The sequence below is a fragment of the Calothrix sp. FACHB-168 genome, from assembly GCF_963889195.1.
In the GTDB taxonomy this organism is placed as follows: Bacteria; Cyanobacteriota; Cyanobacteriia; order Cyanobacteriales; family Nostocaceae; genus Aulosira; species Aulosira anomala_A.
In genome coordinates this window covers 24578-38123 of the sequence record NZ_CAWPNJ010000002.1, presented here as the reverse complement: position 1 = coordinate 38123, position 13546 = coordinate 24578, and the positions used below count along the sequence as shown (strand labels likewise).

Genomic DNA, 13546 nt, shown 5'->3' with positions numbered 1-13546 from the left:
TCAATTATAGAAACCTATGCCCAAAATATGCTATTTGTAAATGTGAGAGAATCTGAAATTTATGGACAGTTACCAGTGAATACACAGCTGGGTATTCTTGTTGTTGATGACCATCAATTAATTTTGACGGGTACACTGGATGTATTAAAAAGAGAGTATCCCGAAGCTAAGATTATGAAAGCGCAGACGGGAATTGAGACGCTTTCACAATTGAAATCTCATCAGCCCTTTGCGTTGATTATGATGGATTTATCGATTCCTTATCAGCCAGGGGAAACAGCAGAAATTGATACGGGAATTAAGCTGTTGCAAACTTTGCTCAAAGAATATCCAGAGCAAAATTTCATGGTGCAAACTAGTTATGTTAAAGCCTTAATCCGCATCAAACATGAAATAGATAATCATCAAGGTGGATTTGCGATCGCAGATAAGGGATTACCAGAAGCAGAAATGCTGATGCGAGTTAATTTAGCACTCCAAGGGGCGACGCACACTAAAGAAATTAAAACCGCAATTGAACTCAAACCCGAATGGTTGGAGGTGTTGCGCTTGGCTTTTGAAGAGAGTTTGATTGATAAAGCTATCTCTGAGAAAATGCATAAGTCAGAAAGAGCCGTGAGAACTTACTGGACAAAGATTCAGGATGTTTTGGGGGTATATCCTGAAGATTGCAAGCAAAGCGGCAAGAATATGCGCATTCTTACCGAAATTCGTGCCCGTGAAGCAGGTCTAATTGATTAATCAAAAGACGATTCAAGGGCAAGTAAAATGAAAAGGAGAATCTGGAATCGCATTCGCCAAGAATTTGGTTTGTGGTCGTTAGCTGCACCTCCAGGGATTATTGTATTAATAGTGATGATATTCATCCGCCTAGTTGGGGGAATGCAATCTTGGGAATGGATGCTTCTCGATACAATGTTGCGTTTGCGTCCCCAAGAACAGCCTGATGAACGTATAGTTATTGTGGGGATTGATGAAAAAGATATTGCATGGGTAAAACAATATCCGGTTCCTGATGTCAAAATTGCAGAGTTACTCAGCAAGCTGGAAACTTATCAACCCCTCGCTATTGGCTTAGATATCTTTAAAAATGTACCTGTAGAACCTGGCGCTCAACAATTAGCTCAGATATTACGCACAAATTCGCAAATTATTGGCATTGAAAAAATTTTACCACCGGGAGAAACTGCACCACCTCCAAGTCTGCCACAAGAACGGGTGGGATTTGTCGATTTACCTCACGATCAAGATGGTAAAAATCGCCGCTATTTGTTGTATACAGCCAATCCTAAAAATATTCATGAAGATAAATATTCTTTGGCTTTGCAGTTAGTTATTAAGTATTTAGATGCCAAAAAAATTAAATATCAAGAGGGAAATCATGACCCCAATACTATCATGATTCGGGATGTAGAATTACCGCGAATTCACCAGAATTTTGGTAGCTATGTTGGGGTTGATGATGGGGGATTGTATATTGTAATGAATTTTCGCAATAATCCTCAGCCTTTTACTGTAGTGTCGCTGCGTGATGTGATTTCTGGGAAGGTTGATGGCGAATTATTGCGCGATCGCATTATCTTAGTAGGCAACCGCAATCTTAGCGCAGGTGATATATTTTATACATCAGCTTTGCCAAAAGTCAAATTGAGCGGTCAAATTTATGGCATTGACTACCACGCCCATGTAATTAGTCAAATTTTGAGTACTGTAATTGATCGTCGCCCAATGTTACATACTTGGGATGATGCGGGGGAGTATACATGGATATTTATTTGGGGTTTTCTGCCCCTAGTTATCGGCAGAATTACGCAATCCGCATGGAAAAATCTGCTCAGTGTCGGGTTAGCAATATTTTGTCTGTTGAGCTTTGGCTATCTGATGTTATCGGTGTGGGGGATATGGATTCCCATTGTCCCGAATTTGCTGATATTAGTGATAAATGGGCTAGGATTGAGTGCTTTTGCGTTTTACCAACACGATCAATTCTTGCGATCGCAAATTAGCGAACGTCAAAATACTATCCAGCATACTTTTACCGTAATTCATAACGGCCCTTTGCAAACCCTCGCCTATGGTTTAAAGCATATACGAGCGCGGGATATTCCCTACGAACAATTAATTGCGCAATTTGAAAAGCTGGATAAAGAAATTCGCGAATTGGGTGAATTTCTCAAACTGGAAGCTTTAACAAAAGAAGAAATTTTACGTTTAGGTAGCGGTGTGATTTTGGAATTAAACCGCCCATTACATGATTTATTATATGAAGTATATTCTAGCACCCTAGAGCGCAATGATTTTGAATATTTTCAAACTTTAAAAGTAAAAGTCCGCAATTTTGACCCAATTGATGATAAGTATTTAAGTAGAGAAGATAAACGAGGAATATGTTTATTCCTAGAAGAGGCTTTATGTAATGTGGGTAAACATGCCCAAGGAGTAAAGCGGGTACAAGCATCGGGTATTTATAGCGAAAATACATATAAATTATCGGTGAAAGATAACGGTTGTGGAATTCAATCGAAGAGAGAAAGTAAAGGGACAAAAAATTTTAAAATTCTGGCAAAACAATTAGGGGGAGAATTTCACCGCGAGTCAATTTCCCCTCGCGGTACTCTCTGCGAATTGAGTTGGAAACTGAGCCAGAATAATTCGTAATTACATCCTATATTAAAGGTATTAGTGATTAATTTTTCAGTAATTGTAAGATTATTATTAATAATGTTTGAATATCAAGTTGAGGCTGGTAAGATTTTTACAAGTTAAAGATAGCTATAAAATCAAGAGCATTTACTATGAGTCATCAATATTTTGCGTTTTGGCGAAATAGCTACAGACTTACCAGCTTGGTTGTAGGCTGGATTTTTATCATGACTACATTACCAGCATTTGCTCAGTTTAAACCGCGCGATCGCAAACCAGCTAGCGGATATACTAGTGCGGGTGGTTCCCGTGGTTGTTCTAGTTCTAATAGCGGAATTCCCCTAACACAACTTGCGCCGCAAACATTTATTGGCAAAACTACAGCTACGCGCCCCATGTTAGCTTGGTATATGTCTAGCAATCAAAATGTGCGTTTTCGGCTGTTTGAAGTTGAGTCAAAAGACAACCCCAAAATCATTGGCACAGTTAAAGAAATACCCGCTACTGTAGGAATTAACAAACTCAAACTTCCCCTTGATTATCCTGAACTCACAATAGGTAAAACCTATTTATGGCAAATCGCTATTGACTGCGACAATGACACCATAATTAGCCATGCAGAATTTACCGTTGTCAATCCGCCAGAATTTACCAAAAAACAATTTACTAGCATTCCCGAAAGCGTCAATTATTATGCTGAACGCGAACTATGGTATGAAGCAATGGAAGAAGCAATCAAAGCGAATAATCATGGTAACTTAGGCACAATAGGCGCAAGTTTAGTCAAAGATTTGGCAGAGTCGGAAATGCTGACAGGTAACGAAGCAAACAAAGAAAATATTCAACAACGCATCGAAAATCTGCAAAAAATTGCGAGCGATCGCTCAAGATAAAATAGTTATACCTATTTAAACAAAGAATACAAGGGAGCATCCCAATTTTGACGCAATACCCTAGAAGGGTATTGCTATACCAACAAAGCCTGCCTTCGCAGGCTATCAAACTTTTAGCCTGCGTTCGTCGAAGACGTTCCCGAAGGGTAGGCAGGCTTCGTATTTCTAGCCCCACCCTTATAGGGTGAGGGCGTTTTTGCACATTTGGGATGCTCCCGAATACAATGCCTGTAGGGGCATGGCATTGCCATGCCCTCCATAATATATTTATTGTGAAAGTGATAGATTCGCGCTTAGGAGGGTTTAGCAGTACTAAACCCCTACATTGGGTGTTTTAGATATAACAAGGCAACTTTAAAGCCAATTACCGATCGCAATTGTAGCAGCCCAATAAGCCGGATGCTCATATAGGGGATTTAAACCCTGTTTTTTTGCATCAATCATTCTGATTTGGGCTGTTTGTAATGCTTGGGCAATAGTCATACCAGCATTGCGGTAGTTGGTGTAAAATGCTTTCACTAGTTCTGATGTGGATTGATCGTTGACATTCCATAAAGAAGCGATCGCACTTTTTACCCCTACTTGTAAGGCTACTCCTGCTAATCCTAGTGTAGCTCGGTCGTCGCCAACTGCGGTTTGACAGGCGGTTAATGCCAAAAGTTCGACGCTATCGGGTTTACTGTTGAGGTTGCGCAGAGCAGTTTCTAATTGACTAATGGTCAGTTTTTTGTTGTTACCTGTGACTATAAAGGTATCTTCGGGAATGATACCAAATTGCGCGTGACTGGCGATGTGAACAATTGGATATGTGCTTTTTTTGAGTGTTTGTTGAAACTTTTCCGGGACAAAATTTTCATTAACTAAAGGTTGGCTTTGCGGAAAGATATTTTGTATGGTGCTGATTTCATCGTTTACAGCAGTTAGTTTCGCAAAGGTTTTACCTTCTATTGTTGCTGTTTCGGTGACACCCAAAATTAATGCTTTTTGGAGACTGCGATCGCGTAACTTGGGCGTTGTTAGTCGTAAACTGGGAGTTGTAGCTACTGCATAGGTTTGGACTAAATATTGTTTGTTTTCTCTGTCATAAAGTGCAGCCATTGGTACGCTGCGCAAAAATCCATCCTGAATAAATACCAAAGTTGTCACTTTATTTAGTTTCAAATCCGCCGCAAAGGGGTGAATTATCCAATCATAAAGCTGTGCGGCAATTGTTGGATCGTAATTAATATCTTCTTTTCTTAATAGTCCTTGACGAAACTCAGCAATTTTTTGTTGTAGAGTAGCACTGCTAACTATTTTATCCGTACCTGGTTGATTGGGGTCTTGAATCCAGTTAAATTTGGTTGGACGATCGGGTAATTGTAATAATATGCCGGTTTTATCTTCTAAAATTATCGAACTTAAAAATGCTGTATTTTTAAAAGCTGCACTATTTTCCTGTAACAGTTCTCCTACTTGTTGAGGATTTAACCCGCTTAAAATGCAATCATTACCAAAATAATTTTGTAATTCAGCTAATTTTAAAGCATCAACAGTTTTCACTACTGCGGATAATTCATTGGCGCGCTTTTCGTCTGCTATTGCCCCAACGCCTAGTAATTCTAGCCGCGATTGTGCTAATTTCTGATATAAAGGACGAACCACATCACGAAAATCAAATTGTACATCCCGTTCGGCTGTTAACAAATCCTCGCGGATATCTTCTAGAATATCAAATGCCCGTTGATAAGCCGCGATCGCTGCTTCTGAATTATCTAGTTTATCGAAAATTCTCCCAGCTTGCCACTCCCACAAATATAAGCTATCTTTAGCGTTTAATTTATTATCTGCGGCGATGATTGCTGCTTGAGTATATTTTAAGGCTGTCTTTAGTTTGGTTTTATCTGGTGTTTTACATTCCCAATAATGTCCTAAAGCACCGTTAGCATAGGAAATTAGGCGATTATCTTGTAAATTTTCGCTCGCTAATACAGATTTTTTCAATAAATCTACCACAATTTCATCGGCTAAAAAGCGCTGAGGACAAGCAGTAAAAAGAGTAGTTCCTTGACTATCGCGCTGTAAATAAGCGAGTTCAATTCCGCCATAAACTTTAGTACTCGAATCCGGTACAGTTTTTAAAACTTGCAAAGCTGCTGTGACATTTTGATTAAATTCATCATCTTGCAAGACTTTATTTTGATGGCTTTGGGAACCCAACTGAATTAAATTTAATAATCCCCTTATTTCCCCAATAACTTGTTGGCGATCGCGGGCATTTTTTACACTTGCTTGAAAATATTCTTTGGCTTGATGATAATCGCTAATAGATTGCTGTGCTAATTCTTTTTCTTTGCTAATAATTCCGGCTTTCTTAGCAGAATCGGCTTGTAAATCTCGCAATTGAGCGCGACTATTATAAACATTACCCAAACTATTTAAAATTAAAAAATCTTCAGGAGCAATTTTTTGTCCGGCTTGTAAATATTTAATTGCTTGCTCATAATTTCCCGTCAGACGATATGCTTCACCAAGAATCCCCAAAGCTGCTACCTGCGCAATTTTATCATTATATTTACTAGCAATTTGGCTAGCACTTTCAGGAATACAGCTAATTTCCTGATTTTTGGGTTTTTCGTAGCTTGGTAATTTCTCTATTAGATTGCCACATAACAGCGCGATCGCTTTGCGAGGCTGTCCCAAATTATTGTAAACTTGAGCAAGTTCCGATTTCATTCGCCCGACTTGCTGTATATTTTCTACTCTACCATAGTCTTGAATTGCAGCTGTGAAGGATGCGATCGCCGCCGCATTTTCTCCTATTTGTTGGTAAGCTCGCCCTAAATTTTCCTGAATTACCGCCGTAACTGCGGGATTGTTTTTATCTTCATTAATTGCTTGTTTCCAACTTTCAATTGCTTTGGTAAAATTCCCCCCATGATATGCTTTAATTCCTTGTTCAACCAATAAATTTACATTGAGAGTTTGTGCTGCAACTAGTTGTCCCCAAAGTAAACAAATAACTAAAGATAATAAAAATAATCCTTTATTTAATCGCTGTCGATGTAATTTTAGTTGCGGCTGGATGCAAAAATCAATTATCCCTGGAAATAACTGAGAAAACTTATGCAATATCTGCATATAGCACCTGACAGAGAGTATCATTTTTTAATGTTTGTTATTTAATTTACCAGAAATCAACGATAAAAACTGCAATTTACCAAATTTTGCAGAAAACTGCAATCTGAGCATCAGAAATCTGCAACTAACTATACATAAATGGTGAATGCAATTTCAATTTTTGTCGCGTAATCTGAGTATTAAAGTCAAGGTTAATAAATTACAGCCACAAAACAAGTCAATTTATCAACAATGACTGCTGCATGTTTTTTTAATTATAGCTAAATTCAAGTGAGAGGTTAACTATGTTGTCTCAATTTCTGCGCAATACCTTAATCGCTGCCACTTTTACTTTACCATTCTTCCCCGTCCCTAACCAAACTGCCCTCGCCGGAGATAGACGCGATTTCATTGTTTACAACAATAACGAATTAGAAATTACTAGATTATATGTATCTTCACAACTATCTGAATATTGGGGACGGAATATTCTAGACTCCGATATTGTCAGTGGAACCTATGAAAGCGTGACATTTAACAATAACAGCAATCAGTGCGTCTATGATATCAAAGCTATTTATAGCGATGGTAGTTATGATGTTGGGCGGACTAATCTTTGCGATACATATACAGTAACTTTCTATGGTCACAGAGGCGATCATAAATAATCGTATCGCCAACTTAAAACTTGATGATTTGCATCTTTATGCAATCATCAAGTAAACTTTCATAATATTATTAAATTTTTATCAAATCGACTCTCATAACATAATACAATTTTTACTGTCTAGCAAAAATTAAAGAGAAATTTTATATCTCTTCTGTAAAAGAATTATAGATATCATATTAACTTGTTTCTGTCAATTTTATATCCAATTTTTATAAATATAAATCAATTAATTAAATAAAATAATGGGTGTCTACTGGCGATTGCAAAAGCTTTTTTTCATCTTATTTACCTGCATCAGCATAACTCCAATTGCTGTATTTGCTCAATCTACACCACCATCTGGCGTCACAATTCCCCCTAATACACCAGAGAAAGTAGATGAAACTATTCCCCTACCATCCCCCACACCAAACCCTGCCTTACCAACACCCCAACCGAATATACCCATACTTCCATCACCACCCCAAGAAAATTTACCTAACACAACTTTTCCCAGTGACGAAAAATTTTTGGTTAAAGAAATTAGAATTATCGGCGCTACTGTATTACAAACAAAGATTAATGAATTAAAACAAGCCTTAGAAAATCAACAAATTACCTTTGCGCAATTATTGCAACTGCGATCGCAAATTACTAAACTCTATATTGATAACGGCTATATCACCAGTGGCGCATTTATTCCCAACAATCAAGATATAGCTAGCGGTATCGTGCAAATCCAAGTAGTAGAAGGGGAACTCGAAGATATTGCGATTACAGGGTTGCAAAGATTACAACCAGGATATGTGCGATCGCGAATTGCGAGATTTGCAGGTACGCCCTTAAACCAAAAAAAATTAGAACAAGCATTACAATTATTACAAATCGATCCCGTCATTGAACGAATCAATGCTGAGTTAACCGCCGGAAGTTCCCCAGCTAGCAATATTTTACAGGTGAAAATCACCGAAGCACCAGCATTTCACGCCGGGGTTAGCTTTAGCAATAACCAATCACCTAGCGTCGGTTCCGAACAAGGTAGTATTTTTATTGCCCATGATAATTTATTGGGGTTTGGCGATCAATTCAATGCTGAATATGCGCTGACGGAAGGTTTAGATACTTTCAATATTAGTTACGCCATTCCCTTTAACGCTTTAGATGGGACTTTGGGTATCCGCTACAGTAACAGTGGTAGCCGCATTATTGACAGCGAATTTCGCGATTTAGATATTCGTAGTGAAGCACAAACCCTAGCTGTGAATATCCGTCAACCCCTGATTCGCACTCCTAACAGCGAATTTGCTCTCGGTTTAGCTTTAGATTTACGCCGCAGTCAAACCTATATACTTAATGATATTCCCTTTTCCTTTACCGAAGGCCCGGAAGACGGGAGATCCAGAGTTACAGTTATCCGCTTTTCTCAAGACTGGCTACAACGTAATCCTCACAGTGTTTTAGCCGCGCGATCGCAATTTAGTTTTGGCATTGATGCATTTAATTCCACAGTTAATAATAGCGGTACAGATGGGCGTTTTTTCGCCTGGATCGGACAATTTCAATGGGTACAACGTTTATCACCCCGCATCTTAATGCTGACAAAAATTAACGCCCAACTCACCCCCGATTCCCTACTTTCCCTAGAAAAACTTAGCCTTGGAGGTGCAGATACAGTACGCGGTTATCGTCAAAATCAACTTGTCGCTGACAATGGCGTAGCAGGAGGGATAGAAGTCCGAATTCCCCTAGCAGCTAATGTAGAAACGCTACAGTTAATTCCATTTTTTGATATTGGCACAGTTTGGAACAATCGCGCTAGCAACCCCGATCCTCAAACCATTGCTAGTGTAGGATTAGGTATAAATTGGCAACCTGTTAGGGGTTTAGTATTACGTGCCGACTATGGTATACCATTGATTGAAAAGAGCGATCGCGGTACTTCTTTACAAGATAATGGCTTTAATTTTTCCCTGCGCTATCAACCGATTTCATGGTAATAGCTCAGTAACCACAGTCAATAGTCAATAGTCAAGAGTCAATAGTCAATAGTCAATAGTCAATAGTCAACAGTCAGTAGGGGCGGGTTTATTGAGAATTATCGTTGATCAGTGTGAATATTTGTGAACCCGCCCGTATAACAGTCAACAGTCAACAGTCAACAGTCAACAGTCAACAGTCAACAGTCAACAGTCAACAGTCAAGAACATTCTCGACTTAATAACAACTTACCATTATTTAAACGATAAAAACCTTGCGCTTCAATAATCGGATCGCCTTTTTTCCAAGGACGCGCTGTAGTAGCGATACTTCTTACCTCACCAGTAGTATAGTTAGAAATCAAAACCCCAGGACGATTAGCAGGTAAAGCACCAGAACCTGTAATGATAAACGAATTTTCTTGTCGCTGAGTACCGCGAGCAATACAACTTGACGCAATCAGGGCGTTAGTGTCAATTAAGTTAGGGGATAATTCCGTCAGGCTATTTTGAATCGAACTATTATCAGGGGAATTAACATCAACAGTTCCCGATAAACCAACACCAGAAGTCGCTGTAATAAATTGAGAAACATCGCTAGGTTGAGAACCAACAAATACACCTTCAGCATTAACTATCACTCGACCACCGCGAGAATTGTCTGAATTAGCACTGATGCGGCTATTTTCCACCGCAACTAAGAATTTTGTATCTATATTAATATTACCACCAATGACATTTTCACCTGTGGCATTAGTAGTAATGCTGCTACCTTGACGCAGGGTTAAATTTTGCGTGTTGAGGTTAATTGTTGCTTGTTCGCGGTTGGGGTCTTTATTGGGACTGCGTGTATTAGCATTGAGAGCAGCTTTATTATCTAAGCGGATAGTATCAGCATTAATGGTCATAATTCCTGCATTTCCCGTTCCTCTTGCATTGACCAATACTTCTGCACCATTATTTACTAGTAATTGAGGAGTGTTAATCCTCATATCTCCTGCATTACCTGTTGAGTTGGGTTCAGCAGAAGCTAACAAGCCACTAGGAAAACGACCATCAGCAGACCTACCAATCAATTCAATTTGACCTGAAGCATTAACAGTTAAATTTCCAGCTTTTCCAGTACCAAATGTACTAGTAAATATCTGTGCCCCATCTCGTATCAGTAAATTTTGGGTATCAACAATTATGTTTCCCGCATCTCCAGTGAAACCTTGGGCGGAAGCAGCTGATAAGCCACTGACCAAATTACTATCAGTAGCAGATGTACCAATAAGTTGTACACTATTAGCAGCATTGACTGTCAAATTTCCTCCTCTACCAGTACCAAAGGTTCCAGTGAATGCCCTTGCTCCATCCCGCACAAGTAAATTTTGGGTTTTAATTGTTAAACTTCCCGCATCTCCAGTTAACCCAACTTGAGCAGAAGCACCCAACCCACTGAGAATTTGACCATCTGCAGATGTACCAATTAGCTCTACCTGATTTAAGGTATTGACAGTTAAATTACCCCCTTTGCCTCTACTATTTGTGCTAGCGTCAATTTGTGCCCCATCTTTGACAAATAAATCTTGGGCATTAATTGTCAAATCGCCCGCATCCCCAGTTGAACCAGCCAGAGCAGAAGTGGATAAAACAGTGGGAACACTACCATCTGGAGATGTGCCAATTAATTCTACTTTGCCAGTAGCATTAACAGTTAAATTTCCGCCTTTACCCTGACCAGATGTAACAGCGCCTACCTGGCCACCATCGCGCATCAGTAAATTTTGGGCGTTAATCGTTAAGTTTCCAGCGTCTCCTGTGAAGCCTTGGTTGGCGGATGTATTCAAGCTGCTGTTAAAAAGATTATTCGCAGATACACCAATTACTTCTACATTACCGCTAGCATTAACTGTCAAATTACCTCCCTTACCTGCACCAGATGTTCCAGCAATAACCGTTCCTCCATCTCGCACCAGTAAATCTTGGGTAGTAATTATCAAATCTCCAGCATCAGCAGTTGAGCCTTGGTTAGCAGAAGTACCCAAAGCACTAAGAAAACGACCGTCAGCAGAAGTACCAACTAGTTGCACCTTGTTAGAGGTATTAATAATTAAATTACCTCCCTTACCTGCACCAAATGTACCAGTACTAACTTGTGCCCCATCTCTTACAAGTAAATCTGGGGTAGTAATTGTCAAATCTCCAGCATCAGCAGTTGAGCCTGTTTCAGCAGTAGCAGCCAAACCAGTAAAAAAACGACCATCAACAGATGTACCAATCACTTCCACCCTACGGTCAGCATTAACAGTTAAATTTCCTCCCTTACCTTTACCAAAAGTAGAAGTACTAACTCGCGCTCCATCACGAATGCTGACACTACCTGCGTTAATCCTCATACTCCCTGCATTTCCAGACCCAAAAGTAATACTAGATATAGTACTGAGACTATTAGGTGAGCTAGGTGAACTACCCACAACTTCTACTAAGTCTTTGGCATCTATGGTCAAATTTCCTGCTTTACCTATACCAGATGTCAAAGCTGAGACTCTTGCTCCATCACGAATACTTAAGCGACCTGTATTAATGTTAAGACTTCCAGCATCTCCAGACCCAAGAGTATCACTAGAGATAGTACTACCAGCATTGAGTGAGCGACCAATAACTTCTATTGAATCTTTGGCATTTATGGTCAAATCTCCTCCGCGACCAAGCTCAGTACTAGTGGTTATATCGCCGCCATCATTAATGCTCAATCGTTGCGTATTAATAGTTAATTGCCCACTCTGTCCAGTACCAAAAGCGCTGGTTGTTAGCCTGCTTCCTGTGATACTTGTGTCTCCAGTTAGTGGATTAATAAATGTTGTTGTGCCGCTCAAAGTAACGGAATCTGAAGCATTAACTAATAAATTTCCGCTATTACCAAGTCCTGCCGATTGCGTACCGATGTTGCCACCGTTAGTAAGTGTAAGCGATCGCGTTTCAAGCTGAATATTTCCAGCATCGCCTTGACCATCACTAGAAGATGAAATTGACGAACCCTGACTTGCAATACTACTAAGATTATCCAGCGTGATATCGCCAGTTGCATTAACTACTACATCTCCCGCAGCAACACCCGGTTGACCTTCGCCAGGTTGAAGTAATGAACCAAGAGAACTATTCCCAAAAAGGGTAATATTACGAGCATTAACCGTAATTGCACCCCCTCCAGTTGTCAAAGCCAAGGCGTTATTTTGCAGGAAAATATCTGCTTTTGGTAAGCCATCTGCAAAGGCTAACTGCATTTGATTACCGCTATTAATCAACTCAACATTTCCTGTTCCTGCAACTGCACCCAATTCCAAACGATTTCCTAACGAACCAGCAATACCACCATCAAATGTAATATTTCCACCTATTAAGTAAAAACTGCCCAGTGTGAAAATTTGACGACTACGGTTGATTATTTCACCTTGATTAATTTGATTAAATAACAACGCCGAAGGATTCACCGTCAACAATGGTACAGCTTGGGGATTGGTGGCGCTAAAATTTCCCTGATTAGCAAACTGGATTCCGTTTGCAGTCGTACCGATAAATGAACCTTGTACATCTAAACTGGCATTTTCTCCAAACACAATGCCATTAGGATTAATTAAATATAAATTTGGCTGAGAATTACCAAATGTACCCAGCCTTCCCAAAATTTCTGAAGGGTTATTACCTGTCACCCTTGTTAAGATATTTTGAATATCTGCATTAGGACTGAAGAAATATGCTTCTCGTCCCGCACTGATATTAAATTCACCAAAACTGTGAAACAGATTAATTTGGCGAATAGCACCACCTGTAATCACTTCCCTTGCTTGTCCGCCAAAGTTACTAATTACTTGCGATGCTTCAGTACCAAGGGTGTTATCGGGGACAATATTACTTTGTTGCGCCTGGGCTTTTGCTGTCAAGAGACTAATACTTAACCAGCCAATTAACCCTGCCAATCCGAACTGCAAACACTTGTGTAATCCGTAGTTTCTTGTCATCGGTGGCTGCTATTCATCTTTTCAATCTGAGTATCTAATAAAATTGCCAGTTTTAGCAATAATTCCGCTAAATATTTCAAAAAAACTGGGGAGCATCCCAATTTTGACGCAATACCCTTCTAGGGTATTGCTATACCAACAAAGCCTGCCTTCTTTTGCTAAAAGTTTGATAGCCTGCGAAGGCAGGCTTCGTATTTCTAGCCTCACCCTTATAGGGTGAGGGCGTTTTTGCACATTTGGGATGCTCCCAAAAACTGTAGGTTGGCTTGAAGCTTTGCGAAA

7 protein-coding genes are annotated in these 13546 nt (G+C 39.6%); 5 read left to right on the top strand and 2 right to left on the bottom strand.

Annotated elements, in window-relative coordinates; all coding sequences use genetic code 11:
• The first annotated feature begins 27 nt into the window (after positions 1 to 27).
• The 3 genes from AACW45_RS03140 to AACW45_RS03130 all read left to right on the top strand — a co-directional run bounded on the left by AACW45_RS03140 (position 28) and on the right by AACW45_RS03130 (position 3536).
• Positions 28 to 741: a response regulator transcription factor gene (locus AACW45_RS03140; RefSeq protein WP_096641852.1), complete on the top strand. Its 714-nt coding sequence runs from the start codon at positions 28 to 30 to the stop codon at positions 739 to 741.
• A gap of 27 nt (positions 742 to 768) precedes the next feature.
• Entirely contained in the window at positions 769 to 2658 is a 1890-nt protein-coding gene (locus tag AACW45_RS03135) for a sensor histidine kinase (RefSeq protein WP_190631073.1), read from the top strand.
• A gap of 137 nt (positions 2659 to 2795) precedes the next feature.
• Positions 2796 to 3536 carry a DUF928 domain-containing protein gene (locus tag AACW45_RS03130; RefSeq protein WP_190631071.1) on the top strand — a complete coding sequence of 247 codons (741 nt, stop codon included), beginning with the start codon at positions 2796 to 2798 and terminating at the stop codon, positions 3534 to 3536.
• 354 nt (positions 3537 to 3890) lie between these two features.
• Here the strand turns inward: AACW45_RS03130 and AACW45_RS03125 are convergent, their stop codons facing one another.
• Positions 3891 to 6656 carry a CHAT domain-containing protein gene (locus AACW45_RS03125; RefSeq protein WP_190631070.1) on the bottom strand — a complete coding sequence of 922 codons (2766 nt, stop codon included), beginning with the start codon at positions 6654 to 6656 and terminating at the stop codon, positions 3891 to 3893.
• 284 nt (positions 6657 to 6940) lie between these two features.
• On the opposite strand from AACW45_RS03125, the gene AACW45_RS03120 reads away from it, so the two are divergent.
• Together AACW45_RS03120 and AACW45_RS03115 are read left to right on the top strand one after the other, a co-directional pair.
• On the top strand, positions 6941 to 7303 hold the full coding sequence (locus AACW45_RS03120; RefSeq protein WP_190631068.1) for a hypothetical protein: 363 nt from the start codon (positions 6941 to 6943) through the stop codon (positions 7301 to 7303).
• Positions 7304 to 7547: 244 nt separating this feature from the next.
• Positions 7548 to 9281, top strand: a complete 1734-nt coding sequence (locus AACW45_RS03115; RefSeq protein WP_190631066.1) for a ShlB/FhaC/HecB family hemolysin secretion/activation protein — start codon at positions 7548 to 7550, stop codon at positions 9279 to 9281.
• A gap of 200 nt (positions 9282 to 9481) precedes the next feature.
• On the opposite strand, the gene AACW45_RS03110 is transcribed toward AACW45_RS03115, so the two are convergent.
• The gene (locus tag AACW45_RS03110; protein ID WP_190631064.1) at positions 9482 to 13264 is read right to left on the bottom strand and encodes a two-partner secretion domain-containing protein; all 3783 of its coding nucleotides are present in this window, start codon (positions 13262 to 13264) and stop codon (positions 9482 to 9484) included.
• Between the last annotated feature and the right edge of the window lie 282 nt (positions 13265 to 13546).